Annotated in this window: 24 protein-coding genes; 19 read left to right on the plus strand and 5 right to left on the minus strand. The window is 71.5% G+C overall.

Going from position 1 to position 26,554, the window contains the following annotated elements:
• Positions 1-54 precede the first annotated feature (54 nt).
• Positions 55-606, plus strand: a complete 552-nt coding sequence (locus tag MUB56_RS25535; RefSeq protein ID WP_244929821.1) for a YbaK/EbsC family protein — start codon at positions 55-57, stop codon at positions 604-606.
• Between the two features lie 13 nt (positions 607-619).
• Positions 620-1,090: a DUF6328 family protein gene (locus MUB56_RS25540; protein WP_244929822.1), complete on the plus strand. Its 471-nt coding sequence runs from the start codon at positions 620-622 to the stop codon at positions 1,088-1,090.
• Between the two features lie 55 nt (positions 1,091-1,145).
• Here the strand turns inward: MUB56_RS25540 and npdG are convergent, their stop codons facing one another.
• A complete protein-coding gene (npdG, locus tag MUB56_RS25545) occupies positions 1,146-1,820 on the minus strand; it encodes an NADPH-dependent F420 reductase (RefSeq protein WP_244929823.1) in 675 nt (224 codons plus the stop codon).
• 112 nt (positions 1,821-1,932) lie between these two features.
• On the opposite strand from npdG, the gene MUB56_RS25550 reads away from it, so the two are divergent.
• The 3 genes from MUB56_RS25550 to MUB56_RS25560 all read left to right on the plus strand — a co-directional run bounded on the left by MUB56_RS25550 (position 1,933) and on the right by MUB56_RS25560 (position 5,667).
• Complete coding sequence (locus MUB56_RS25550; protein ID WP_244929824.1) at positions 1,933-2,970, plus strand: LLM class F420-dependent oxidoreductase; 1,038 nt, start codon at positions 1,933-1,935, stop codon at positions 2,968-2,970.
• Positions 2,967-3,422 (plus strand): NAD(+)--rifampin ADP-ribosyltransferase, encoded by a 456-nt coding sequence (gene arr, locus MUB56_RS25555; protein ID WP_244929825.1) that lies wholly within the window; start codon positions 2,967-2,969, stop codon positions 3,420-3,422. The genes MUB56_RS25550 and arr overlap by 4 nt, the downstream gene beginning before the upstream one ends.
• A gap of 118 nt (positions 3,423-3,540) precedes the next feature.
• Entirely contained in the window at positions 3,541-5,667 is a 2,127-nt protein-coding gene (locus tag MUB56_RS25560; protein WP_244929826.1) for an OmpA family protein, read from the plus strand.
• A 105-nt stretch (positions 5,668-5,772) separates the two neighbouring features.
• Here the strand turns inward: MUB56_RS25560 and MUB56_RS25565 are convergent, their stop codons facing one another.
• Both MUB56_RS25565 and MUB56_RS25570 read right to left on the minus strand, forming a co-directional pair.
• Complete coding sequence (locus tag MUB56_RS25565; RefSeq protein WP_244929827.1) at positions 5,773-6,633, minus strand: SDR family oxidoreductase; 861 nt, start codon at positions 6,631-6,633, stop codon at positions 5,773-5,775.
• Between the two features lie 128 nt (positions 6,634-6,761).
• On the minus strand, positions 6,762-7,484 hold the full coding sequence (locus MUB56_RS25570) for a MerR family transcriptional regulator (protein ID WP_244929828.1): 723 nt from the start codon (positions 7,482-7,484) through the stop codon (positions 6,762-6,764).
• A gap of 122 nt (positions 7,485-7,606) precedes the next feature.
• Between MUB56_RS25570 and MUB56_RS25575 the strand changes: the two genes are divergently transcribed.
• From MUB56_RS25575 to MUB56_RS25640, 14 genes are all read left to right on the plus strand, one after another.
• On the plus strand, positions 7,607-8,755 hold the full coding sequence (locus tag MUB56_RS25575) for an acyl-CoA dehydrogenase family protein (protein ID WP_244929829.1): 1,149 nt from the start codon (positions 7,607-7,609) through the stop codon (positions 8,753-8,755).
• 102 nt (positions 8,756-8,857) lie between these two features.
• A complete protein-coding gene (locus MUB56_RS25580; protein ID WP_244929830.1) occupies positions 8,858-9,700 on the plus strand; it encodes an ABC transporter permease subunit in 843 nt (280 codons plus the stop codon).
• A 35-nt stretch (positions 9,701-9,735) separates the two neighbouring features.
• Complete coding sequence (locus tag MUB56_RS25585; RefSeq protein WP_244929831.1) at positions 9,736-10,818, plus strand: ABC transporter substrate-binding protein; 1,083 nt, start codon at positions 9,736-9,738, stop codon at positions 10,816-10,818.
• Positions 10,815-11,612 carry an ABC transporter ATP-binding protein gene (locus MUB56_RS25590; protein ID WP_244929832.1) on the plus strand — a complete coding sequence of 266 codons (798 nt, stop codon included), beginning with the start codon at positions 10,815-10,817 and terminating at the stop codon, positions 11,610-11,612. Before MUB56_RS25585 ends, MUB56_RS25590 begins: the two co-directional genes overlap by 4 nt.
• 67 nt (positions 11,613-11,679) lie before the next feature.
• Positions 11,680-13,176 carry a hypothetical protein gene (locus tag MUB56_RS25595; protein ID WP_244929833.1) on the plus strand — a complete coding sequence of 499 codons (1,497 nt, stop codon included), beginning with the start codon at positions 11,680-11,682 and terminating at the stop codon, positions 13,174-13,176.
• A complete protein-coding gene (locus MUB56_RS25600; RefSeq protein WP_244929834.1) occupies positions 13,173-14,099 on the plus strand; it encodes a phosphatase PAP2 family protein in 927 nt (308 codons plus the stop codon). The genes MUB56_RS25595 and MUB56_RS25600 overlap by 4 nt, the downstream gene beginning before the upstream one ends.
• Before the next feature lie 29 nt (positions 14,100-14,128).
• Positions 14,129-14,593, plus strand: coding sequence for a VanZ family protein (locus tag MUB56_RS25605; protein ID WP_244929835.1), 465 nt, complete (start codon positions 14,129-14,131; stop codon positions 14,591-14,593).
• A gap of 70 nt (positions 14,594-14,663) precedes the next feature.
• Positions 14,664-15,062 carry a pyridoxamine 5'-phosphate oxidase family protein gene (locus tag MUB56_RS25610; RefSeq protein ID WP_244929836.1) on the plus strand — a complete coding sequence of 133 codons (399 nt, stop codon included), beginning with the start codon at positions 14,664-14,666 and terminating at the stop codon, positions 15,060-15,062.
• A gap of 117 nt (positions 15,063-15,179) precedes the next feature.
• Positions 15,180-17,333, plus strand: coding sequence for an MMPL family transporter (locus tag MUB56_RS25615; RefSeq protein ID WP_244929837.1), 2,154 nt, complete (start codon positions 15,180-15,182; stop codon positions 17,331-17,333).
• The gene (locus MUB56_RS25620) at positions 17,330-19,888 is read left to right on the plus strand and encodes a bifunctional FO biosynthesis protein CofGH (RefSeq protein ID WP_244929838.1); all 2,559 of its coding nucleotides are present in this window, start codon (positions 17,330-17,332) and stop codon (positions 19,886-19,888) included. Before MUB56_RS25615 ends, MUB56_RS25620 begins: the two co-directional genes overlap by 4 nt.
• A gap of 245 nt (positions 19,889-20,133) precedes the next feature.
• A complete protein-coding gene (locus tag MUB56_RS25625) occupies positions 20,134-21,234 on the plus strand; it encodes a substrate-binding domain-containing protein (RefSeq protein WP_244929839.1) in 1,101 nt (366 codons plus the stop codon).
• Positions 21,235-21,367: 133 nt separating this feature from the next.
• Complete coding sequence (locus MUB56_RS25630; protein WP_244929840.1) at positions 21,368-22,144, plus strand: ATP-binding cassette domain-containing protein; 777 nt, start codon at positions 21,368-21,370, stop codon at positions 22,142-22,144.
• A 19-nt stretch (positions 22,145-22,163) separates the two neighbouring features.
• Complete coding sequence (locus MUB56_RS25635; protein ID WP_244929841.1) at positions 22,164-23,438, plus strand: ABC transporter permease; 1,275 nt, start codon at positions 22,164-22,166, stop codon at positions 23,436-23,438.
• 21 nt (positions 23,439-23,459) lie between these two features.
• Positions 23,460-24,686 carry an ROK family protein gene (locus tag MUB56_RS25640; RefSeq protein ID WP_244929842.1) on the plus strand — a complete coding sequence of 409 codons (1,227 nt, stop codon included), beginning with the start codon at positions 23,460-23,462 and terminating at the stop codon, positions 24,684-24,686.
• 6 nt (positions 24,687-24,692) lie between these two features.
• Here the strand turns inward: MUB56_RS25640 and MUB56_RS25645 are convergent, their stop codons facing one another.
• Positions 24,693-25,532, minus strand: coding sequence for an ABC transporter permease (locus MUB56_RS25645; RefSeq protein WP_244929843.1), 840 nt, complete (start codon positions 25,530-25,532; stop codon positions 24,693-24,695).
• Complete coding sequence (locus MUB56_RS25650) at positions 25,532-26,551, minus strand: aliphatic sulfonate ABC transporter substrate-binding protein (RefSeq protein WP_244929844.1); 1,020 nt, start codon at positions 26,549-26,551, stop codon at positions 25,532-25,534. The genes MUB56_RS25645 and MUB56_RS25650 overlap by 1 nt, the downstream gene beginning before the upstream one ends.
• Positions 26,552-26,554 lie beyond the last annotated feature (3 nt).

Raw genomic sequence — 26,554 nt, forward strand, 5'->3', positions numbered from 1 at the left:
CGTCCCGGCGGTGGTTCCGCCGTGGACGTCAGGTGAATGCCACATGATGGGCCCATGACCCTCCCCTCGCTCGGCGGGCTCACCTCGCTGTCGGTCCTCGACCACCCCGACCTGCTCGGCCCCAGCGTGGCGGCCGCGCTCGCGACCTGGCCGCACACCGGAGAGATCGCCGTCGTCGCCATCGACCCCGACCTGGCCGACACCGCCGCGATGAGCGCGGCCTACGACCTGCCCCTGGACACCGGCGCCAACTACGTCGTGGTCGCCGGCCGCCGCGACGGCGAGGAGCGGGCCGCCGCGTGCGTGGTCCGGGCCGACACCCGCGCCGACGTCAACGGCCTGGTGAAGCGGACCCTCGACGTGCGCAAGTGCTCGTTTCTGGCCATGGACCGCGCGGTCGAGGAGTCGGGGATGGAGTACGGCGGGATCACGCCCGTCGGCCTGCCGGACCCATGGCGGGTGCTGGTCGACAGCCGGGTGCTCGACATCGAGATCGCGGTGCTCGGCTCCGGCGTACGCCGCTCCAAGCTGCTCGTCCCCGGCCGACTGCTCGCCGAGCTGCCGGGCGCGGAGGTCGTCGAGGGCCTGGGGGTACCGGTCTCCTGAACGAGGAGATGCGATGGACGAGGCTCCGACCGGCCGCCACGAGACCCGCGCCGAGCAGCAGGACCGCAAGTGGGAGGACCTGCTCCAGGAGCTGCGGGTGATGCAGACCGGCGCCCAGCTGACCGCCGGCTTCCTGCTCACCCTGCCCTTCCAGGACGTCTTCTGGGAGCGGCTCGGCCGAGGCCAGGAGGTCTTCTACCTGGTGCTCGTGGTGCTCGCCGGCCTCACCACCGCCCTGGTGATGACGCCCGTCGCCATCCACCGCCGGCTGGTGGGCGGGCACGTCAAGGACCGGCTGGTCGCCGCTGCGCACCGCCTGATGTCCGGCGTGCTGGCCTGCCTCGCGCTGCTGGTCGTCGGCATCACCACGTTCATCTTCGACGTGGTGGTCAGCCTCGCCGCGGCGCTGGTCGCCGGTGGGGTGATGGGCGCGGTGATGGTCGGTCTGCTGCTCGTCGTACCCGCGCTCCTGGCCCGGGACTGAGCGGTCGTGTGCCTGAGACCCCGCGGGGCGCGTCCTCAGGCACACGACCCGACGGTCAGTGCTCCAGGCCGGAGATCCGGATGCCGGAGTTGACCTTGTACTTGCGGTTGATCGAGATCAGCACGGCGGTGAACGGCTCGAGCTGACGGGCCAGGCGCAGCTTGCCGGCGTCGATGCCGACCCGGCTGGTGATCGCTGCGGCGAGCTCCATCGCGACCTGCTTGGCCTCGACCACGTCGCCGACGACCAGGACGTCCTCGTCGAGGTAGTCGTGGTCGCCCCACAGGTGGACCGCGGAGACGTTGTGGAACGCGCCCACGACGGTGGCCTCGGGGGCGAGGCGCTGGGCCGACTCGGCCGCGGAGCCCTCGCCGCCGTCGACGACCCGGCCGTGCGCGCCGCGCTTGTCGAAGGCCAGCGGATTGACGCAGGAGATCACGGTCTTGCCCGCGAGCGGGAGCGTGGCGACCAGCTCGTCGTGGCCGTCGTACGGCACCGCGAGGAGTACGACGTCGGCCGCGGCGACGGCGTCGTCGTTGGCCATCCCGGTCACCGTCCCGGCACCCGCGACGCCCGCGAGCCGCTCGGCCACCTCGGCGGCGACCGGCTCGGCCTTCTCGGCCGCGCGCGAGCCCAGCACCACGTCGTGGCCGTGCTTCGCGAACCGGTAGCCCAGCCCCTTGCCCTGCGGTCCGGTGCCGCCGATCACGGCGATGCGGTACGTCGTCAACTGTTCCTCCGATGGGGTCCGGCTAGATGGTCCGGACCCGAGGATCGCACACGCCCCGAGACGTCGGCCGAGCGCTCGCCCGCTGGTCGTTACCAGTTGGTAACCTCGCGTCATGAAGCTCTCGACCCCCCTGATGTACGCCGGCAACCCGCGCGAGTCCGCCGACCAGGTCGCGGCGCTGGAGAAGGCCGGGCTGGACACCGTGTGGGTGGCCGAGGCGTACGGCTTCGACTCCCCCACGCTGATGGGCTACCTCGCGGCCAAGACCGAGACGGTCGAGATCGCCGCGGGGATCCTCAACGTCTTCTCCCGCACGCCGGGCGCGCTGCTGCAGACCGCGGCCGGCCTCGACAACGTCTCCGGCGGCCGCGCCGTGATCGGCCTCGGCGCCTCCGGCCCGCAGGTCATCGAGGGCTTCCACGGCTTGGCCTACGAGCGCCCGCTGGGCCGCACCCGCGAGGTCGTCGAGATCCTCCGCAGCGGCCTGCGCCGCGAGCCGCTCGTGCACGAGGGCCGCAACTTCACCCTCCCGCTCCCCGCCGACCAGGGCCTCGGCCTCGGCAAGCCGTTGAAGCTGCTCACGAAGCCCGAGCGCAAGGACGTCCCGATCTGGATCGCGGCGCTCGGCGACAAGAACGTCGAGATGACCGCCGAGGTGGCCGACGGCTGGCTCCCGCACCTGTTCTACCCCGAGAAGGCCCAGGGCGTCTGGGGCGACTCGCTGGCCCGCGGCGCGGCGAAGCGCTCCGCCGACCTCGGCCCGCTCGAGATCAGCGCCGGCGGCATGGTCGCGATCGGCGAGGGGCCCGAGACCAAGGCACTGCTCGACTTCGCGCGGCCGACATACGCCCTCTACGTCGGCGGCATGGGCGCGCGCGGCAAGAACTTCTACTTCGACGTCGCCTGCCAGTACGGCTACGAGAAGGAGGCCCAGGAGATCCAGGACCTCTACCTCGGCGGCAACAAGCGCGACGCGGAGGCCAAGGTCCCGCTCGAGTGGCTGGAGGCCGGCAACCTGGTCGGCCCGAAGTCGTACGTCGAGGAGCGGATCGCCGCGTTCCGCGAGGCCGGTGTCACCAACCTGTCCCTCGTGCCCGCCTCCGCCGACCCCGCGGCCACCGTCGCGCAGGTCAAGGAGATGGTGTCTTGAGCGACGCCGGCGGAGGGCCGGTCACCTTCGAGCGCTACGAGCACGTCGAGGGCCCGTTCTTCCATGGGACGAAGGCCGCGCTCGCCGTCGGCGACGAGCTGGTGCCCGGCTTCGGCTCCAACTACCAGGAGGGCCGGGTGTCGAACAACATCTACTTCACCGCGGTGCTGGAGACCGCCGTGTGGGGAGCCGAGCTCGCCACCACGCTGGCCGGGATCCAGGAGCGGGGACGCATCTACGTCGTGGAGCCGCTGGGTCCGTTCGAGGACGACCCGAACGTGACCGACAAGAAGTTCCCCGGCAACTCGACGAGGTCCTACCGCACCCGCCATCCCCTGCGCGTCGTCGGCGAGGTCGAGGACTGGGAGGGCCACTCGCCCGAGGTGCTGGGCACCATGCTCGACAACCTCGCGCGGCTGCGGGAGCAGGGCCTCGACGTCATCGAGGACTGATCGACCCCTCGCCCGGCGACGCGGGTCGCAGGTCGCGCGAGTGGAGGCAGGTGTGTCGCCCGCCTCGTTTCACTCGTAACGACCACACGGCAGATCGGGACGGGTGACACTCGCTCCTATGCCCTCCACTTCTCGGGGTCGTGGTCTGCCCGCGATTCTTGCCGCCCTCCTGACCACCCTCGCCGCGCTCGCCGGCGTCACCGTGGCCGCAGCACCCGCCCACGCGGAGCCGCCGTTCTCCTGCTCCTTCACCGAGCTCGTCAAGGACGGCCGCCCCAGCGCCGCCCTGGACGTCGAGTCGGAGGTCTGGCTGTTCACGTTCGCCGACGGCGACTTCCGCGGCTGGGCCCTGACCCTCGACAGGACCGTGCCACTCGACGCTCGGGCCCTGTCCGACAACCAGGGCAGCGAGCGTCTCGACTACCGCGTCTACCCGTACGGCATCGACCAGACCAGGGTCACCTACGACACCCCGTACCTCTGCGACATCAGCTTCGTCGCCGAGGTGCCCACCGAGCAGACCATCGGGTTCGACTACCCCGACAACGTCCGCCTCAACGGCACCCGTGACCTGGTCGCCACCGCGACCAGCGGCCTCGGCGTCTCCTTCGAGTCCCTGACCCCGACCGTGTGCACCGTCGCCGGGAGCGTCGCCACCGGCGTCGGTGAGGGCACCTGCACCGTCCGGGCCACCCAGCCCGGCGGCATCGTCACCAGCACCGCCACCACCTACGCCGCCGCGACGCCGGTCGAACGCGACTTCGCCGTCTGGCCGCTGCCCGGCAGCCAGTCCATCAGCTTCACCCAGCCCGCGAACATGCGGCTGAGCGATTCCCCCCAGAACCTCGACGCCACCACCGACGCCCGCCTGCAGGTCGGCTTCGAGTCCCTGACCCCCACGACCTGCGCCGTGCAGACCGTCAGCCTGGCCGGCCGTGCCGCCGGCAACGCCGTCGCGCAGCGTGCCCCGTCCCCCCGGACCTCGACCGTCGTACCGGTCGCCGTCGGCGAGTGCACCGTGCGCGCCACCCAGCCCGGCAACGCGGACTGGAGCTGGGAGGAGCAGGTCTACAACGCCGCGACTCCCGTGGAGCGGACGTTCACCATCCGCCCGGACATCGCCGCCCAGTCCATCACGTTCCCCGAGCTGAACGACCTGCACGTCGGTGAGAACCAGGCGCCCGCGGCCACCGCGACGTCCGGCCTCCAGATCTCCTACGCCTCCGCCACCCCGAGCACCTGCGAGATCACCGGCGTCGTCTACGGCAGGGGGATCGCGCCCGCACCGGTGAAGGTCGAGGCCAAGGCCCCGGGCACGTGCACCGTCACCGCCAACCAGTACGGCGGCGACACCGGCGACCTCACCTACTCGCCGGCCCCCGAGGTCAGCGAGTCGTTCGAGATCACCGCCGTGCCGGTCGAGCAGGTCGAGCCGGCCGCGCAGACCATCGCGGTCACCGGTGCCCACGGCGTCGCCCTGTCGTCCAGGACCTCGCCGATCGCGTTCGCCTCCTCGGCCGGCCTGCCGGTCCAGGTCACGACCACGACCCCGGCTGTGTGCTCGGTGACCAACCGCCTCGTCCGTCTCCGCAAGGCCGGGACCTGCACTCTGACCGGTGCGGCGGCCGGAAACGCCGGTCACCTCGCCGCCCAGCCGGTCTCCGCCTCGTTCACGGTGTGGCGCACCCCCGCGCTGCCCGCCAGGGCCCGGGCCACCCGCGTCCTGGACGTGCTCGGCAAGGGCGAGGGCAGCCTGCGCGTCTCGGCCACCCCGGCCACCGTGTGCCGCGCCGTTCGCGGCGGCCAGGTCGCGCTGACCGACGCCGGCAGGTGCACCATCACCGTCACCACCAAGGGCGGCGACCGGGTCCGGTCCGCGAAGGTCAGGATCGTCGAGCTCCGCACCGGCGCGGTCGACCGGGGCGACATGTCCCTGGCCGGCTCGATCCGGTTCGGCTACCGGTCGGCCGAGCTGACCGACCGCGCGAAGGCCCGGCTGCGGCGTCTCGCGCCGAAGCTGCGCGAGGCCAAGCTCGTCGCCGTCTACGGCAACACCCAGGCGTTCGGTGCCGGTGACACCCCGGCCAACCGGAAGCTGTCGCGTCAGCGGGCCGCCGTCGTCACCGCGTTCCTTCGCGACCTCGGTGTGGACGCCAAGACGACCACTGTCGCACTGGGCTCGCGCAACCCGGCCGGCAAGGACGAGGCCGCCAACCGCCGCGCGGACATCTACTGGGTCAAGTGACCGGTAGCCGCACCCCGGCCGGCTGACCACCGCAGCCCCTCCCGGCACGACTGCCGGGAGGGGCTGCGGTCGCTCGACGGACCCGACACGGCGTCGTCGAGGCCGCTACGGCCGACTGAACGCTCGGGCACGCAGCAGCCACCGCGGGATGCTGAGCAGCGACGACGACGCCGGCCAGGCGTCGGCCCGGAAGTAGGCGTCGGTGCCGCCGTCGACGTAGACGATGCTGCCGCAGAGGAAGTCCGCTGCCGGCGACAGCATGAACGCCACCCAGTCGGCCAGGTGGCCCGCTTCGCCGTACCCGCCGACGGGGACGGGGAAGGTCTCGATCCGCTCCCTCTCGGCTCCGTCCAGCTGGCTCTGGAGGAGGGGGGTCATGATGGCGCCGGGCGCGATCGCGTTGAGCCGGATGCCCGCTCCGGCCCATTCCGGGGTGACCGCCGTACGCCTGACCCAGGTGCTGAGGGCGAGCTTGGATGCGCCGTAGGCGAATGCCGGAGCGTTCCTGCCTCCGAACGCCTTCAGGACCCGTGCTCGCGTTCTCGGCCTGTCGTTGAGGAACGACCGCACCAGCAACTGGGGAATGCCGGGCGTGACGCTGGCCGAGTTGGAGCCGAAGACGACCACCTTGCTCGAGACTCCCGCGGCCGCCGCCCCGGCCGCCAGTGCCTCTCGCCACGACTCGAGGAGCTGGATCGGTGCGACGTAGTTGACCTGGGCGATGACCTCTTCCCGTCCCGGAAGCGGACCCACCCCGGCCGCCAGGACCGCACCGTGGAGCGTGCCGTCCAGCCGGTGCAGGACCTCGGTCGCCGCCGACTCGCGGCCCGGTGCGGTCGAGAGGTCCGCGACGACGTCGGCAGAGCGGAGATCGACGGTGATCACCCGGTGCTCGTCGGCGCGAAGCCGGGCGACGACCTCTGCGCCCATGCCCGAGGCCGATCCGGTCACCACGTAGTTGCCCACCGCACGACTTCCTCTCGAGGTCCCTCACCGGGCCGGTCCGGTGCGACGACTGCCCCGATGCTAGAACACGTTCTAGCAGTCAGGACGATAGTCCGAGCACCGGTCGGGCGGCTGCGCGCTACCTCCCCCTACCGCGCCAGCGACCGGGTGATGACGGCGTTGGCGGCCCGCTGGAAGCCGGTGACCACGGCCTCCAGGGTCAGCTGACGCAGCCGCGACACGGTGCGCTCGAGGCGCTCGGCATCCTCGGGCGAGTGCGGCTCGCGGCGGTACGGCGCGAGCACCCCCTCGCGCAGGATCTGGGTGAGCTCCTCGACGAGCGCCTCCATGTGCCGGCGGATCGCCTCCCCGGCGGCGCCCATCGCGTCCTCGGGAACGTCGAGGTCGAGCAGCTCGACCCCGACGGCGAAGTTGGGCAGCACCCGGTAGCCCGACCCGGTCGGCTCGATGGTGCCGGCCTTCTCCAGCAGGGTGACGTCGCGGTCGCTGAGCGGGCGACCGGCCTTCTTCTCCAGCTGGCGGCGACTCAGCTCCTCCGGCGGCCGGGGCGTCCAGGAGGTCATCATCGCCCGCTGGAGGGCGAGGTCCTCGACCGTCGCGTCCGCGGGCAGTCCGGCGAGGAAGCGCTCGATGGCCTGCAGCGTGAACCCGTGGTCCTGCAGTGCCCGCACGAGGTCGAGCCGCGAACGGTGCACCGGGCCGTAGTACGCCATCCGGCCGCGGCGGACCGGAGCCGGAAGCAGGCCCAGGCTCGCGTAGTAGCGCGTGGTCCGCACCGTCATGCCGGTGGCGGCCGCCAGCTCGTCGATCGTGAGCAGCCCGTCGTCGGGGGCCCCGGGCTGAACACTCATGACTGTCACAGTAGTGCTGTCATCGGATCTGCGTTAACGTGACAGTGATGCTGTCACAGTAGTGCTGCGCGCTTGACCACACGGTCGAGCGTCCGGCCGCCCGTCACGCCCCAGGAGGCCCCATGTCCAAGACCGAGCCGTTCTTCGAGCAGGAGCACGAGGACTTCCGTCGTACCGTCCGCGCGTTCCTCGAGAAGGAGGTCGTGCCCTTCCACGAGCAGTGGGAGAAGGACGGCCAGGTCGACCGCGAGGTCTGGCGCAGGGCCGGCGAGCAGGGGCTGCTCTGCTTCGACGTCGAGGAGGAGTACGGCGGCGCCGGCATCTCCGACTTCCGCTACAACATGGTCGTCTCCGACGAGATCGGCCGGGTCGGCGCCAGCGGACTCGGCTTCCCGGTCCACACCGACATCATCGTCCCCTACATCAGCCAGCTCGGGACCCCGGAGCAGAAGCAGCGCTGGCTGCCCGGCCTGGTCAGCGGCGAGCTGATCTCGGCGATCGCGATGACCGAGCCGGGCGCCGGCTCGGACCTGCAGGGCATCCGCACCAGCGCCGTCGACAAGGGCGACCACTACGTCCTCAACGGCTCCAAGACCTTCATCAGCAACGGCATCCTGTCCGACCTGGTGATCGTGGTCGCGCGCACCAACCCCGACGCCGGCCACCAGGGCATCAGCCTGCTGGTCGTCGAGCGCGGCATGGAGGGCTTCGAGCGCGGCCGCAACCTCGACAAGATGGGCCTGAAGGCCCAGGACACCGCCGAGCTGTTCTTCGACAACGTCGTCGTGCCCAAGGAGAACCTCCTCGGCGAGGAGGGCGCCGGCTTCATCTCGCTGATGGTGAACCTGCCCCAGGAGCGGATCTCGATCGCCTCGATCGCGGTCGCCGCCTGCGAGCACGTGCTGCGGCTCTGCCTCGACTACGCCAAGGAGCGCGAGGCGTTCGGCAAGCCGATCGGCAAGTTCCAGCACAACCGGTTCCTGCTCGCCGAGATGGCCACCGAGGTCCACATCGCGCGGGTCTTCGTCAACGACTGCGTGACGAAGCTGAACGCCGGCGAGGTCGACACGACCCTGGCGTCGATGGCGAAGTGGTGGACGACCGAGCTGCAGAAGAAGCTCGTCGACCAGGGCGTTCAGCTGCACGGCGGCTACGGCTACATGATGGAGTACCCCATCGCGAAGGCCTATGTGGACAGCCGGATCCAGACGATCTACGGCGGGACGACGGAGATCCAGAAGGAGATCATCGGCCGCAGCCTGGGGATCTGACCCGGCCTTCCCGCCCGCCGGACGTACGCCTGTCTGGACCGGCCGTCTCGAAAGCGAGTCACTCAGTAAAGTCGATCAACCAACTGTGATTTGATCGCCGGCATGGCCACCCCCTCCACCGTGCGCGCACAGGCCGCACGACGCCAACACCGGCGCCGGATCCCGTTGCACGTCGGGACCCTCCTCGCGCTGCTGTTCGTGTGGTGGCTGGTCACCCGCCTGGAGCTGGTGCGACCGCTCATCCTGCCGCCCCCCGGCGACGTCTGGGACGCCTTCGTGCGCGCCAACACCGACCACCCGCTGAGCTCGACCTCGGACCGGATCGTGCGCGGCGAGCAGAACTACTACCTGTGGGAGCACCTGCTCGCCAGCCTCCAGCGGATCGTGGTCGGCGTCGGCGCCGCCATCGCGTTCGGCATCCCGCTCGGCCTGCTGATGGCCACCACCTGGCTCGGCACCGTCCTGGAGCCCTACCTCAGCTTCGTGCGCTCGCTGCCGCCACTGGCCTACATCGGCCTGCTGATCGTCTGGTTCGGCATCGGCGACACGTCGAAGATCTGGCTGCTGTTCCTGGCCGCGTTCCCGCCCATCACGATGGCCACCATCGGCGGCATCCGCGGAGTGCGCGAGGACATGGTCAACGCGGTCCTCTCCCTCGGCGCCTCGCGCCGCCAGGCGCTGACGTCGGTGATGCTCCCCGCGACGCTGCCCGAGATCCTCACCGGCATCCGGGTCGCGGTCGGCTTCGCCTGGACGACGGTCGTGGCCGCCGAGATCGCCAACGGCATCCCCGGCATCGGCGGGCTCGCCTACCTGGCGGGCCAGAAGCTGCGCCCCGAGCTCGTCCTCGCCTGCATCCTCGTGATCGGCCTCGCGGCGATCGCCCTCGATCTCGGTCTGAAGTACCTGGAGAAGGCCCTTGTCCCCTGGCGGGGCAAGGCGTGAACCACGCCGCCACGGCGTACGAAGGAGAAACCCGAATGACCCGAAAGACCACCGGCTTCGCGTTGTTCGCAACCGCCGCGCTCGCCCTGACCCTCAGCGGGTGCGTCGAGTCCGCCGACGAGCGCAAGGCCGCCGACGCCGCCGACGCCACCGGGAGCGACTGCCCCTGGACGCCCGACGAGTCGATCACCACGACCGCCCGGATCGCCTGGCAGGCCATCCCCAACGGCGACGCCGTCGTCAAGGACCTCGGCCTGCTCGAGGCGTGCATGCCGAACGCGAAGATCACCTGGGTCCAGGCCTCCTCGGGCGGCGACGTGATCACCTACTACGGAGCCGACGAGGTCGACCTCGGCCTGATGGGCTCGGCTCCGGCCGCCCGCTCCGCCTCCGCCCCGGTGATCCGCGACGTCGACATCGCCACCATCTGGATCCACGACGTCATCGGCGACGCCGAGTCGCTGATCGTCAAGGACCCCGGGGTCACCGACCTCGCCGGGCTGAAGGGCGCCACGATCGCCACCCCGTTCAGCAGCACCGCCCACTACTCGCTGCTGCAGGCACTCTCCGAGGCCGGTCTGGACCCCGCCAAGGACGTCACGGTCATCAACCTCGACCCCGAGAAGATGCCCGCGGCCTGGCAGGGCGACGAGATCGACGCCGCCTGGGTGTGGGACCCGGTGCAGAGCGAGCTGCTGGAGGGCGGCGGCGCCCGCCTGATCTCCAGCGCCGACACCGCGGAGGCCGGCCGCCCGACCTTCGACGTCGGCACCGTCGACCGCGCCTTCGCCGCCGAGAACGAGGACTTCCTCACCCAGTGGGCCAAGGCGCAGGACCACGCCGTGCAGCTGATCCAGGACGACCCGGCCGAGGCGGCCGAGTCCGTCGCCGTCGTGCTGGGCATCGACCCGGCCGCCGCCGAGGCCCAGTTCGCCGGGCTGGAGTACGTCCGCGCGGCCGACCAGGCCGGTGCGGACTACCTGGGCGGCAAGTTCGCCGAGGATCTGCTGACCACCGCGACCTTCCTGCTCGAGCAGGGCGAGATCGAGGCGCTCAGCGACGCCGCGGTGTACGCCGAGCACGTCGACGCCGGACCGGCGACCCGGGCCGCGGAGTGAGCCACGGGCGTGCCATCGCGTTCGAGGGCGTCGAGCACCACTTCGACGTGGGCGGCACGCCCGTGCCCGCACTCGACCGGATCGATCTGACCCTGGAGCCCGGCGAGCTGGTGACGCTCGCCGGGCCCTCGGGGTGCGGCAAGACCACGCTGCTGCGCCTGGTCGCCGGCTTCCTGCCTCCGACGACCGGGTCGGTGACGGTCGGGGGCGAGCAGGTCCGCGGCCCGGCCGAGGAGCGTGGCGTGGTCTTCCAGCAGCCCACGCTGTTCCCCTGGCTGTCGGTGCGGCGCAACGTCGAGCTCGGCCCGAAGCTGCGCGGCGTACCGGCGGCGGAGCGAGCCGAGCTCGCCGAGAAGTACCTGCGCCTGGTGGGCCTGCAGGACTTCGGGAAGCACCGGCCCTACGAGCTGTCCGGCGGGATGCAGCAGCGCTGCCAGATCGCGCGGGTGCTGGCCAACGAGCCCGACATCGTGCTCATGGACGAGCCGTTCGGCGCCCTGGACGCCCTGACCCGGGAGCGGCTGCAGGAGGAGCTCCTCGAGATCTGGCGGGCCACCGGACGCACGATCCTCTTCATCACCCACAGCGTGGACGAGGCGGTCTTCCTGGGCTCGCGGGTCCTGGTGATGAGCCCCCGGCCGGGCCGGATCGTCTTCGACGAGCCCGCCGTCTTCACCGAGGCCGGCGCCCGGGTGCCGGCCGACGAGATCCGGGCCCTGCCGGAGTACGCCGCGCTCTGCGACCGGGTGCGGCACGCGATCCATCAGCCGGCCGACACCGCATCCGGTATCTGACGTGTTCCAAGAGTCCTCTTCACCCTAGAGTTCGTCTCAGCTGTCCGACACCTGTGAAGGGGATCTTGTGCACCGCCGCGTCACCAGCCCGCGGGCCGTTCGCTCGGTGTGGTCGCGCGTCGGTCTCCTGGCCGCCCTCGCCTGCCTGGGCTGGGTGCCGTTCATGGGCCGCACGCTGAGCCCCGACGAGGGCGGCATGCTGATCGTGGGTGGCCAGTGGGCCCCCGGCAGCTCCCTGTACGGCGACTACTGGGTCGACCGGCCCCCGGTGCTGGTCGCACTGTTCGCGCTCGCCGACGGCGCGGGCGGGGCGTGGGCGCTGCGCACCATGGGCGTGCTCGCCGTACTGGCGAGCGTCGCGCTGGCCGGTCTGGTGGGGCGGCTCGCCGTACCCTCCTCGCGCAGCGCCCCGCTGCTCACCGCCGGCGCCGCGGCCGCGCTCGTCGCCACTCCGCTCTTCGGTGGAGGCGCGGTCAACGGCGAGCTGCTGGGCCTGCCGTTCCTGCTCGCCGGGATCGCCGCGGTGCTGCGCTCCCGGATGGCGACCAGCTGGCGCGGCGGGTTCGGCTGGGCCCTGCTGGCCGGGGTCGCGGGCGCCTGCGGCGCGATGGTCAAGCAGAACCTCGTCGACGTCTTCGTGCTCCTCGCCGCCCTGGTCGTGCTGCAGTGGCGGCCGCGCCGGGGCGAGTCGACGGTCGGGTCCCGCACGCTGGCCGGCAGCGTCGTCGGCGCACTCGCCGCGGTCGGCGTCGCCGTCTCGCTCGCCGCCCTCCGCGGCACCGACCCCGGACCGCTCTGGGAGGCGGTCGTCTCCTTCCGGGGCGAGGCCGCCGCCAAGATCGTCTCCGCCGCGACCGAGACGACCACCCGCCGACTGCTCGGCATGATCGGCGCGCTCCTCGCCAGCGGGGCGCCGTTCCTCATCGCGGCTCTCATCCTCGCCACCCGGCGCCCGGTGCGGGAAGCCGGAGACTCGCCGGGACCCGGCGACCTGCGCTGGCCCGCGTTGGCCGTGTTGTCCTGGGAGCTGCTCGCCGCCTACGTGAGCGGCAGCTACTGGCTCCATTACCTGACCGCCCTGGTACCCGGGGTCGTGCTGGTGGCGGCCGCGGCCGCGCAGCGCCGCCCCCGACGTACCCGCCTGCTGACCACCGCGTACGCCGTCACCGCGATCTCGACGGCGATCGCGATCGCGTTCGTCGCCGTGCGGCCCATGGAGCGGCCCGAGGAGCCGGTCATCTCCTACCTCCAGGACAAGGTCCGTCCCGGCGACACCGGCATGGTGGCGTTCGGGGCGGCCAACATCCTGCAGGCCTCCGGCCTGCGCAGCCCCTACCCCGACCTGTGGAGCCTGCCGGTCCGGGTCCGCGACCCGAGGCTGGAGCGGCTCGCGGGCGTGCTGGCCGGGCCGGAGCGCCCGACCTGGCTGGTCGTCGCGGGCCGCTCGCTCGACACCTGGGGCATCGATGCCTCGGCGGCGCAGGGTCACGTCGACCAGCACTACGAGCTCGTCGGCAGCCCCGGCCGGTTCACCGTCTACCACCGGAAGGACCACACTCCGTGACGTCCGCGTCCACCCAGGTCGCCGCCACCCCCACCCGCCCGGCGAGTCGGCGGCGCGCGATGGCGGCGTACGTCGTCGCCCTCCTCGTGTGGAGCCTGACGATCGGCATCCCCAACGACACCCTCGGCGTGTGCCTGTGGATCTGGATCGGCACCGTGGCCTGGCACGCCGACGCGCCGCTCGAGACGACCCGGGCCTGGTGGCGCGACTGGTGGCTGCCGATGGTGCTGCTGGTGGCGTACTCGCTGCTGCGCGGCGTAGCCGACCAGACCTTCGTCCCGGTCAACGTCACCGCTCCGATCCGCTTCGACGAGTGGCTCGGCGGCGGGACCACGCCGACGGAGCTGCTGCAGAGCGCCTGGTGCGGCGACCCGTGCCTGCCGGGCTCCTCGCCGCGCTGGTACGACACGCTGTTCACCACCGTCTACGCCTCGCACTTCCTGGCCTCCCTCGGACTGGCGGGCGTGCTGTGGGTGCGCAGCCGCGGTGAGTGGGTGCGCTGGATCCGCCGGTTCGTCGCGATGAACTTCGCCGGCCTGACGATCTACTTCCTCTACCCGATGGCCCCGCCGTGGATGGCCGGTCGCGACGGGTTCATCGGCGCGGTCAGCCGGATCACCAGCCGGGGCTGGTCCGAGATCGACCTGCACCGCCAGAGCATCTTCTTCGGCGGCCTGCCCAACAAGGTCGCCGCGATGCCGTCGCTGCACGCCGGGTTCTCGTTCCTGCTGGTCTTCTACGCCATCCAGCGGTTCCGGCACCCGGCCCGCTGGCTGCTGCTGATCTACCCGCTGACCATGTCGCTGAGCCTGGTGTACTCCGGCGAGCACTACGTCGTCGACGCGATCGCCGGCGCCCTGGTCGCGCTCGCGGTGCTGGTCGGGTGCCAGCTGTGGGAGAACCGCCGGGCCCGGGCGGCCTGACCCGACCGCATCCTCGGCACACTGGGCAGATGCTGCACCGGCACCCCTTCCTGAGCCTGACGACCCTGGCCTACCTCGGCTTCGTCGCCTGGCTGACCCTGACCCCGGGCTCGGCTGCGCCCACCCAGAGCGACCTGGTGCTGCGGGTGCTCGCCCGGCTGCAGCGGTACGACGAGCTGTCCTGGCTCACCTACGACCGGGCCGAGTTCCTGGCCAACATCGCGCTGTTCGTCCCCGTCGGGCTGTTCCTGCTGCTGCTGTTCGGCACCCGGTTCTGGTGGGTCGCCGCGGCCGCGGCGTTCGCGATGACCTCGGCGATCGAGACCGCGCAGCGCTCGATCCCCGGCCGGGTGCCCGACGAGCGCGACCTCGCCGCCAACACGACCGGCGCGGTGATCGGGATCGCGGTCGGCGTCGTGCTGACCCTCCCGGCCACCCTGCGCCGCAACCGCGCCCGCCGGGCCCGTCGGGCGACCGCCCAGAAGACGGCGTAGGCCCGTACGTCCCGTCGCTTCGGGCCTCTGGGACCTGTCGGTCCTGGACCGGCCCGGGCACGATGGGGGCATGACGAACAAGCCGGGACAGCTGCGCGACCTGTCGGCCCCCGAGTGCTGGGAGCTGCTGACGACGGCCCCGGTGGGCCGGATCATCTGGAACACCGCGTCCGGCCCCGAGGTGGTCCCGGTCAACTTCGTCGCCGACGGCTCCACCATCCGGATCCGGACCGCGGCGTACTCCGCCCTGGTGCAGAAGGTCGACGCCGAGCGGGTCGCATTCGAGGCGGACTCGATCGACGAGACCGACCACTCCGGCTGGAGCGTGGTGGCCCGGGGCCGCGCCGAGGTCCGGTACGGCGCGGACGACGGCCCCACGCCCGAGCCGTGGGTGGGCGGGACGCGGCACACCATCGTCGCCGTCGTCGTCGACCAGATCACCGGTCGCCGGCTGACGACGGGCAGCTGATCGGCAGCTGACCGGGCCGCCGCCGCGCACGGCGCGGCCACCGGCACCGATGAGTACGGCGCGGACGGCGGGTCTGACTCGAGGAGACCTATCGTCCTCTCCCCGCTGGAGCGCGTCATGCACCGTCAGATCGCCGGCCGGCTCACCAGCCCGGTCACGAAGTGGATCGTCCTCGCCGTCGTCGTACTCCTGACCGGTGCGCTCGGCTCGCTGGGCAGTCAGCTCGCCGACGTCAAGGACAACGAGCAGGCGTCCTGGGTGCCCGCCGAGGCGGAGTCGACCCGGGTGTCCGAGCAGCTCTCGGACGCGATCGACCCCAACGACATCCCGACCCTGGTCGCCTACCACCGGGAGTCCGGCCTCACCGAGGCCGACCTGGCCGCGCTGGAGGAGCACGCCCAGGAGATCGCCGGCCTCGAGGGCGTCACCGACGCCGGCGTCCTCTCACCGCAGACGGCCGAGGAGATCCGGGCCCAGGGCGGCAAGGCTCCCGAGCTGGTCTCCGAGGACGGCCAGGTCGCCTACCTCTACTTCGTCTTCAACCTCGGCTCCGAGGGCTGGAACAAGATCGCCGACCCGGTGGAGGAGATCCAGGACCTGACCGCGATCGACGGGGTCGACGTCTACGTCGGCGGCTTCGGCGGCCAGGCCTACGACTTCATCAACTCCTTCGACGGCTCCCACGTGACCCTGCTCATGATCACCTTCGGGGTCGTCATCCTGATCCTGCTGGTGACCTACCGCAGCCCGGTGCTGTGGATCCTGCCGATCCTCTGCGCCATCGTGGCCAACACGATGGCCGGCGGCGTCGTCTACCTCCTGGCCAAGTACGCCGACCTGACCGTCAACGACCAGAGCCAGTACATCCTCAGCATCCTGGTGATCGGCGCCGGCACCGACTACGCGCTGCTGCTGGTCGCGCGCTACCGGGAGGAGCTGCGCCGCCACGAGGACCGCCACGAGGCGATGGCCTACGCGCTGCACCGGGCGACACCGGCGATCCTGGCCTCCGCGGCCACCGTGGTCGTCGGCCTGCTCTGCCTGGTCTTCGCCGACCTGAACTCCACGGCGAGCCTCGGACCGGTGCTGGCCGTGGGCGTGGCCGTGACCTTCCTGGTGATGGTCACCCTGCTGCCCGCGCTGCTGGTGATCGTCGGTCGCTGGATCTTCTGGCCCGTGCGTCCCACCTTCGCCTCCGCCGAGCCGACCCAGTCCGGGCTCTGGTCCCGCGTGGGCAAGCGGATCGCCGTCCGGCCCCGGATCGTGTGGGTCGGTACGACGATCGCCCTGCTGGTCGCCTGCCTCGGGATGCTGCGCCTCGACGCGTCGGGCCTGTCGACCGAGGACTCCTTCACCGAGCGGTTCGACTCGATCATCGCCCAGGAGCTGCTCACCGACCACGGGCTGAGCGACAACTCCAACACCGTCCAGGTGGTGGCCGCCGACGAGCAGCTGGCCGCCGTCGAGGAGGCCGTCACGGCCGTCGAGGGCCTCGGCAGCCCGACCGACGCCACCTCGCTGGGCAACGGTCGGTCCTACTTCGAGGTGCCGATCAGGGCGGACATCTCCTCGGAGACGGCGTTCGGGATCGTGGAGGCGACCCGGACGGCCGCGCACGCGGTCGACGGCGCGGATGCCCTGGTCGGCGGCGGCGCGGCGTTCTACCTGGACACCAAGACCGCCTCGCTGCGGGACAACAAGGTCGTCATCCCGCTGGTCCTGCTCGTGGTGCTGCTGATCCTCATCATCCTGCTGCGCGCCCTGGTCGCCCCGCTGCTGCTGATGCTGACCGTCGTCCTCTCCTTCGGGGCCGCCCTCGGCCTCTCGGCCCTGCTCTTCGAGTACGTCTTCGACTTCGCGGGCTCCGACGCCGGCTTCCCGCTCTTCGCGTTCGTGTTCCTGGTCGCCCTGGGCATCGACTACAACATCTTCCTGATGACCCGGGTCCGGGAGGAGACGGCCACCTTCGGCACCCGACGCGGCTCGCTGATCGCGCTGGCCTCGACCGGTGGGGTGATCACCTCCGCCGGACTGGTGCTCGCGGCCACGTTCCTCGCCCTCGCGACGCTGCCGTTCGTCTTCCTGGTGCAGCTGGGCGTCGCCGTGGCCCTGGGCGTACTGCTCGACACCCTGATCGTGCGGTCGGTGCTCGTGACGGCGCTCAACCTCGACCTCGGCTCGCGGATCTGGTGGCCGTCCAAGCTCGACCGGGGACCACTGAGCGGGCCACCGGCGTCCTCCGAGGACAGCGAGGTTAGCCTGACGAGATGACGGACAGGCCCACTCCCCAGCAGGTACGCCGGGCCCTTGCTCGGGCCGAGCGGGGAGCGGCGCTCGACGTGCCTGAGGCGACCGCGCTGCTCGCGGCGACCGGGGACGAGCTCGACCGGCTGACGCTCGCGGCTGCGCGGGTCCGCGACGCGAGCCTGGTCGCCGCCGGCCGGGTGGTCGACGGGCGCGGCATGGTGACGTACTCGCCGAAGGTCTTCATCCCGGTCACCAAGCTGTGCCGCGACAAGTGCCACTACTGCACCTTCGTCGAGACGCCGGGCCACGCCCGGCGCGAGGGCCGCGAGCCGTACCTCTCCCCCGACGAGATCCTCGAGATCGCCTCCCAGGGTGCGGCCATGGGCTGCCTGGAAGCGCTGTTCACACTCGGCGACCGGCCCGAGGACCGCTGGCCCGAGGCCCGGGAGTGGCTCGACGAGCGCGGCTACGACTCGACGCTGGCCTACGTCCGCGCGATGGCGATCCGGGTGCTGGAGGAGACCGGGCTGCTGCCCCACCTCAACCCCGGCGTGATGTCGTGGGAGGAGATGAACCGGCTCAAGCCGGTCTCGCCCTCGATGGGGATGATGCTCGAGACCACCTCGCGCCGGCTCTTCGACACGAAGGGCGAGGCGCACTTCGGCTCCCCCGACAAGGACCCCGAGGTCCGGCTGCGGGTGCTCGAGGACGCGGGCCGACTCTCGATCCCGTTCACCACCGGCCTGCTGGTCGGCATCGGCGAGACGCTGACCGAGCGCGCCGAGACGATCTTCGCGCTGCGCGCGACCTCGCGGGCGTACGGCGCCGTGCAGGAGGTGATCGTCCAGAACTTCCGGGCCAAGCCGGACACCGCGATGCGGCACACCGACGACCTCGACCTCGACGAGTACCGCGCCGCCATCGCGGTCACCCGGCTCGTGCTCGGCCCCAAGGCGCGCATCCAGGCGCCGCCGAACCTGGTCGACCACGCCGTCGGGTCGGCCGAGTGCCGGGCCCTCCTCGACGCCGGTGTCGACGACTGGGGCGGGGTCTCCCCGCTGACCCCCGACCACGTGAACCCCGAGCGCCCCTGGCCCTCACTCGATCGGCTGCGGGCGATCACCGCCGAGTGCGGCTTCGAGCTGCAGGCGCGGCTGACCGTGCACCCCGAATACGTCCGGGCCGCCCTCGACGGCGGGAGCCCGTGGCTCGACCCGCGGATCACGGCCCACGTCGCGGCGCTGGCGATCCCGTCCGGACCGCTGGCCGGGTTCGCGCGCCCCGGCGTACGACCGGTCGGACTGCCGTGGCAGGAGCCCGACGGCGGGTTCGCCTCGGCCGGCCGCACCGACCTCTTCGCGACCGTCGACACCGACGGCCGCACCGAGGACCGGCGCTCGGACTTCGCCGACGTGTACGGCGACTGGGACGCCGTCAAGGCCGCCGCCTCCGGCACCGCGATGATCGACGGCGCCCCCGCGGTGCTGCACGCCGAGGGCCGCGAGGCGATGGCCGCGGCCGAGGCCGACCCCGGCAACCTCTCCGACGAGCACGCCCTGACCCTGATGACGGCCGAGGGGCCACTGCTCGAGCAGGTCGTCCAACTGGCCGACGCACTCCGCAAGGAGACGGTCGGCGACGACGTGACCTACGTCGTCAACCGGAACATCAACTTCACCAACGTCTGCTACGTCGGCTGCCGCTTCTGCGCCTTCGCCCAGCGCCGCACCGACGCCGACGCCTACTCCCTGTCGTACGACGACGTCGCCGACCGGGCCCAGGAGGCCTGGGAGCTCGGCGCGACCGAGGTCTGCATGCAGGGCGGCATCGACCCCGAGCTGCCCGCCACGGCGTACTTCGACCTGGTCGCGGCCGTGAAGCAGCGGGTGCCGGAGATGCACGTGCACGCCTTCTCGCCCATGGAGGTCGTCAACGGCACCGCCCGCACCGGGCTGTCGATCGAGGACTTCCTGATCAAGGCCCGCGAGTCCGGACTCGGGTCGCTGCCCGGCACCGCCGCGGAGATCCTCGACGACGAGGTCCGCTGGGTGCTGACCAAGGGCAAGCTCCCGACGCGCACCTGGATCGAGGTCGTCTCCACCGCGCACCGCGTGGGCATCCCGACGACGAGCACGATGATGTACGGCCACGTCGACAACCCGAAGCACTGGGTCGGTCACCTCCGGGTCCTGTCGCGCATCCAGGACGAGACCGGTGGGTTCACCGAGTTCGTGCCGCTGCCGTTCGTGCACACCTCCGCCCCGATCTACCTCGCCGGCGTGGCCCGCCCCGGACCGACCCTGCGCGACAACCTCGCCGTACACGCGATGGCCCGGATCCTGCTGCACGGCCGGATCCCGAACATCCAGACCTCGTGGGTCAAGCTCGGCGTCGAGGGCACCCGAGCGATGCTCGGCGCCGGCGCCAACGACGTCGGCGGGACCCTGATGGAGGAGACCATCTCCCGGATGGCCGGCTCCGAGCACGGCTCGGCCAAGACGGTCGCCGAGCTCATCGAGATCGGCGCCGGCATCGACCGCCCGGTGCGCGAGCGCACCACCACCTACACCCTGCGCTGACCCGCCCTGGGAATCTCTCCCCCCAGACGCCGAGTCAGCAGAAGTGGGGGGCCGAGTCAGCACTACTGGTGCTGACTCGGCCCCCATTTCTGCTGACTCGACGGGATAACAAAGCCGAAACGGGCCTGCGTCGACTCTGGACGTGATCGCGGTCACACCATATGTTGTGGCGAACAACAAACGCGCGGTGAACCTCCGATGGGCGGACGGGCGGGCGCGGTGGAGATCGCAAGGAGGCGGTTCGCGTGAAGCGGAAGCACAGCTTGGTCCTGGTCGGGATGCTCGGTGTGGCGATGTCGCTCACCGCATGTGGTGACGACTCGGACTCCGGTAGCGAAGGCAGCGAGGGCAGTACCGGCGACAGCTCGGCCGCGGCCGGCAAGATCGGCGTCATCCTCCCCGACACCGAGTCGTCGGTCCGCTGGGAGAGCGCGGACCGCCCGGCCCTCGAGGCCGCCTTCAAGGAGGCCGGCGTCGAGTACGACATCCAGAACGCCGAGGGCGACGCGGAGCGGATGACCCAGATCGCCGACACCATGATCGGCAACGGCGTCACGGTCCTGGCGATCGTCAACCTCGACTCCGAGTCGGGCGCGGCCATCCAGGAGAAGGCCGAGTCGCAGGGCGTGGCCACCATCGACTACGACCGCCTGACCCTCAACGGCACCGCGCAGTACTACGTCTCGTTCGACAACACCTTGGTCGGCGAGCTGCAGGGCCAGGGCCTGGCGGACTGCCTGGGTGACAAGAAGGCGAACATCGTCTTCCTCAACGGCTCGCCCACCGACAACAACGCGACCCTGTTCGCCGACGGCGCCCACAGCGTCCTGGACCCGATGACCAACTTCACGGTCGTCGGGGAGCAGGCCGTCCCGGAGTGGGACAACGAGGAGGCGGCGACGATCTTCCAGCAGCTGTACACGGCTGCTGACGGCAAGGTCGACGGCGTGCTCGCGGCCAACGACGGTCTCGGCGGCGCCGCCATCGGCATCCTCGAGGGCAACGGCCAGGCCGGCAAGGTCCCGGTCACCGGCCAGGACGCCACGGTCGAGGGCCTGCAGAACATCCTCGCCGGCACCCAGTGCATGACGGTCTACAAGTCCGCCACGCAGGAGGCCGGCGCGCTGGCCGACGCCGCGATCGCCCTGGTGAACGGCGAGGACGCCCAGACCACCGGCACCACCAAGGACTCCGAGAGCGGCCGCGAGGTCCCCTCGATCCTGCTCGAGCCGCTGTCCATCACCAAGGACAACGTCGGCGACGTCATCACCGACGGCGGCCAGACGGTGGAGGACGTCTGCACCGGCAGCTACGCCGCCCTCTGCACCGAGGCCGGCATCTCCTGATCGTCGTGCACCACCGGCAGACAACCTGACCGACTCGTCGGGCAACTCTGCTCCGATCGGCGCCCGGGCCGCACCTCGGCCCGGGCGCCTTTCGTTCACTCGGACAACAATCTCCTGAGGAGAGTGGGACCTCATGACACAGCCGCTGCTCGAACTGCGCGGGGTCAACAAGAGCTTCGGCGTGGTGCACGTCCTGCACGACGTCGACTTCGCCGTCTATCCCGGTCAGGTGACCGCGCTGGTGGGCGACAACGGTGCCGGCAAGTCCACGCTGGTCAAGATCATCGCGGGCATCTACGGCCGCGACAGCGGCGACTACCTGTTCGAGGGCCAGGACGTCCACGTGCACGGACCGCGCGACGTCGCGGGCCTCGGCGTCGAGGTCGTCTACCAGGACCTCGCACTCTGCGACAACCTCGACATCGTCGAGAACATGTTCCTCGGCCGCGAGGAGACCGGGCGCATCGGCCTCGACGAGGTCACCATGGAGTCGCGCGCCCGCGAGACGCTCGCCTCCCTGTCGGTGCGCACCGTGAAGTCGGTGCGCCAGAGCGTCGCGAGCCTCTCCGGCGGCCAGCGCCAGACCGTGGCGATCGCCAAGGCCGTGCTCTGGAACTCCAAGGTCGTCCTCCTCGATGAGCCGACCGCCGCGCTCGGCGTCGCGCAGACCCGCCAGGTCCTCGATCTGGTACGACGGCTCGCGGACCGCGGTCTCGGCGTCGTGCTGATCTCGCACAACATGGGTGACGTCTTCGAGGTCGCCGACCGGATCACCGCCCTCTACCTCGGCCGGGTGGCCGCCGACGTCTGGGTCGAGGACGTCACGCACAGCCAGATCGTCGAGCTCATCACCGCCGGACGCTCCGGGGACCTCGGCATCGCCGAGAACCCCGTGACCGCGACTGTCTGAGAAGGACCGGAGACTCATCATGACCGTCGGATCCGACACCCCCTCGCAGGTCACCGGCAGCGACTTCACCATCGACGACCGCCAGGCCGTGACCATCGGCGACTCGGCGCGCGACTACGTCAACCGCCTCCGGGGCGGCGACATGGGCTCGCTGCCGGCCATCCTCGGCCTGGTCGTCCTGTTCATCGTCTTCAGCTCGCTCCACGACCGGTTCCTCACGACGTACAACATGGCCAACCTGGTCATCCAGGCCGGCTCCATCTGCGTCCTGGCCATGGGCCTGGTCTTCGTCCTGCTGCTCGGCGAGATCGACCTGTCGGCGGGCGTCGCGGGCGGCGCCTCGGCCACGATCATCGCGCTGGCGCTGATCGACTACGACTGGACCTGGTGGCTCGCGACCCTCGCCGGCATCGCCGTCGGAGCCGTGATCGGGCTGGCGATCGGCTCGCTCGTCTCGTTCCTGGGCATCCCGTCCTTCGTCGTGACCCTGGCCTTCTTCCTCGCCCTGCAGGCGGTGCCGCTGAAGCTGATCGGCTCCGGCGGCTCGCTCCGGTTCAACGACGAGGTGCTGCGCGGCCTGTCGATCAAGAACGTGCCGGTGACGGCCGGCTGGATCGCCGCCGGGGTGATCGTCGTCGGCTATGCGGCCCTCTCGCTGTGGCGCTACCGCTCCCGCTCCGCACGCGGCCTGGTGCACAAGCCGCTCGCGCTCGTGGTCATCCAGATCGTCGTGCTCGGCGCGATCGTGCTGGGCCTGACCGCCCTGCTCAGCTCCAACCGGGCGCCGAACCCGGCCGTCTTCAACATCAGCGGCATCCCGTGGGTGCTGCCCGTCGTGGTCGCACTGCTGCTCTTCTGGACCTTCGTCCTCTCCCGGACCCGCTTCGGCCGGCACCTGTACGCCGTCGGCGGCAACGCCGAGGCCGCCCGCCGGGCCGGCATCAGCGTCACCCGGATCAAGATCACCGCCTTCGTGATCTGCTCCTCGATGGCCGCGATCAGCGGTCTGCTGGCGGCGTCGTACACCGGCAAGGTCTCGCCGGGCTCCGGTGGCGGCAACGAGCTCCTGTACGCCGTGGGCGCCGCCGTGATCGGCGGCACCAGCCTGTTCGGCGGCCGCGGCCGGGCGATCGACGCGGTCGTCGGCGGTCTGGTCATCGCGACCATTCCGAACGGTTTGGGCCTGCTCAACCAGGCCAGTTACATAAACTTCCTGGTGACCGGCGGCGTGCTGCTGCTGGCCGCGAGTGTGGACGCCATCTCGCGCCGTCGTCGTTCCGCAGCAGGCGTCTAGGCGGGGACCGGACCTATCACCATGAGCCGCCAACGGGCGGGCCTCGGCACCAACCAGGAAGCCGTACGCCGCCACAACCTCGGCACGCTGTTGCGGCACGTGCACCGGGCCGGACACATCTCCCGCGCCGAGCTGACCAGCATGATGGGGCTGAACCGCAGCACCATCGCCGGTCTGGTCGGCGAGCTGGAGTCGCTCGGCGTCACCGAGCGCGCGCTGCCGGTCGGTGCGCGCCAGGGCGCCGGCCGGCCGTCCGCGGGGGTGCGGCTGACCGACAGCGGACCGTACGTCATCGGCGTCGACCTCGGGGTCGACCGTGCGGTCGTGGCCCGGGTCGGCCTCGGCGGTGTCATCGAGCAGCGCACCGAGGCACCGATCTACGCCACCGCCGGCGAGGCGTGGCAGGTCGGCTCCTCGGTCGCCACCCTGATCCGCGAGGTCGTCGAGGACGCCCCGGTGTCCGCTCCCCTGGTCGGCATCGGGGTCAGCGTCCCGGGCCTGGTGCGTCGTACCGACGGCCTGGTCCGGCTCGCCCCCAACCTGGAGTGGCACGACGTCTCCTTCGGGGGGATCGTGCTCGCCGCCCTCGGCCTCGACATCCCCGTCTCGATCGCCAACGACGCCGACCTCGGCGCCCTCGCCGAGCACCAGCGCGGCGCCGGCGTGGGGATCGACGACCTGATCTACGTGTCCGGCAACGTCGGCGTCGGCGCCGGCGTGATCACCGGCGGACACCGCCTGGAGGGGGCGGGCGGGTACGCCGGCGAGGTCGGCCACCTCCGCTTCAACCCGCAGGGCCACCCCTGCCACTGCGGGAACCTCGGCTGCTGGGAGACCGAGGTGGGCGCGCACGCCATCGCCGCGGCGATCCGCTGCCCCGCCGACAAGGTGGCCCAGCTCGGAGAGGTGCTGGCCGCCTTCGACAAGCCGACCCGCGAGCTGCGCGCCACCGGCACCGCCCTCGGGCACGGACTCGCGAGCATCGTCAACGCCTTCAACCCACGCGTGGTCGTGCTCGGCGGCTACTTCCGCGCCCTGTTCACGCTGGTCGGCGCCGAGGTCCAGGCCGGGCTCGCCGACCGGGCCCTGCCCGCGCCGCTGGAGTCGGTCACCCTGGCCCTGCCGGGTCTGGGCGAGGACTCGGTGCTGCTCGGCGCGGCGGAGATCGCGTTCGAACCCCTCTTCGTCGACCCGGTCGCCGCCCTCGGCACCGCCCTGGTCGACGTCCGGTCCCGACTGGCGGGCTGACCCGGCCTAGGTCCAGCGGCGCACGGCCCAGCGCTCGACGATGCCGAGCAGCGCGTCGGAGAGCTTGCCGATCACGGCCAGCAGCACGATCGCGAGCAGCAGCCGGTCGGTGCGGCCGTTGTTCTGCGACTCGATGAGCAGGTAGCCCAGGCCCTGCGAGGAGGCGATCAGCTCCGCGGCGACCAGGAACAGCCACGACTGGGCGAGCGCGAGCCGCAGGCCCGAGAAGAGCGAGGGGATCACCGCCGGGAGCTGGACGGTGGTGAACAGCCGCAGCCCCCGGAGCCCGAACGCCCGGGCCGCCTCGACCAGCTGTCGGTCCACGTGGCGCAGGGCCAGCGAGACCGTGGTGAAGACCGGGAAGGTCGCGCCGATGGCGATCAGGGTGAGCTTGGAGTCCTCGCCGATCTTCAGCCACAGGATCAGCAGCGGCACCCAGGCCAGCGAGGGTACGGCGCGCAGGGCACCGATGGTGGGGGCGAGCAGTACGTCGGCGACCCGGGACAGTCCGACCAGGGCGCCGAGCGCGGTGCCGATCGCGGCGCCGATGGCGAAGCCGACGAGCACCCGCTGCGTCGAGATGTGCACGTGCTGCCAGAGCAGGTCGCGCTCGATCAGCCCCTGGGCTGCGTCCAGCACCGCGCCGGGGGCGGGGAGCTGGACGGGGCTGAACACCTCGGCGGCGGTCACCAGCTGCCAGGCCACCAGCAGGCCGACCGGCAGCAGGGCGCCGCCGAGCAGGCGGACCGCCCGTCGGTCGTGCCAGGCGCGGGTCGGCGGGGCCACCAGGCGCGGCTCGTCGACCGAGCCGGCCGGCTCCTGGCTCGTGTTGCTCGCCCCGACCATCAGCCGACCTTCGAGCCGTCGGCCTTCGCCGCCCAGGTGTCGTCGAGCAGGGTGTCGAGCGCGTCGTCGATCTGGGCCTGCTCCTCGACGTCGCCGGTCTCCACGAACAGCGGACCGACCTTGGTCAGCACGTCGAGCTGGGCGGTCCCGGGGACGTGGTCGAAGTCGAGGTTGGTGCGCTCGGTCAGCACGGTGCGGGCGACCGCCTCGTCGATGCCGGCCTCGGCGGCGAGGATGGCGACCGCCTCGTCGGGGTTCTCCTGCACCCAGTCACGCGCCTTCGCGTAGGCGTCGACGACCAGCTGGGCGAGCTCCGGCTCCTCCTCCAGGAAGTCCTCGGTGGCGTTGAGGAAGCCGTAGGTGTTGAAGTCGATGTTGCGGTAGATGAGCTCGGCGCCCTGGGTCTCGGCGTTCGCCATGATCGGGTCCAGCCCGGCCCACGCGTCGACCGCGCCGTTCTGGAGGGCGGCGGCGCCGTCGGCGTGCTGGAGGTTCTCGATCGAGACCTTCGAGCGGTCGACGCCCTCGGCCTCGAGGGCCTGGACGAGGAAGAAGTACGGGTCGGTGCCCTGGGTGGCGGCGACCTTCTTGCCCTCGAGCTGGCTCAGCTCGGTGATCTCGGAGTCGGCGCCGACGACGACGGCGGCCCACTCGGGCTGGGAGTAGATGTCGATGGCGTGGATCGGCGAGCCGTTGGCGCGGGCGAGCAGCGCGGCGGAGCCGGCCGTCGAGCCGACGTCGATGGCGCCGGCGCGCAGCGCCTCGTTGGCCTTGTTGGATCCCTCGGACTTCACCCAGGTGACCTCGACGTCCTCGTCCTCGAGCCAGCCCTGGTCCTTGATGACCAGGCTGAGCGGGTTGTACGTCGCGTAGTCGAGCTCGAGCGAACGGGTGCCGCCGTCGTCGTCGCCGGCGGCCTCGCCCTCGGCGCACGCGGTGGCGCCCGCCAGCACGGCGCTGGTGGCCACGAGTGCGGCGAGGGTACGGCGGACGGTGGGGCGCAGGTGGTGCGTCGTCATGGA

The organism is Nocardioides sp. W7 (assembly GCF_022919075.1).
In the GTDB taxonomy this organism is placed as follows: domain Bacteria; phylum Actinomycetota; class Actinomycetes; order Propionibacteriales; family Nocardioidaceae; genus Nocardioides.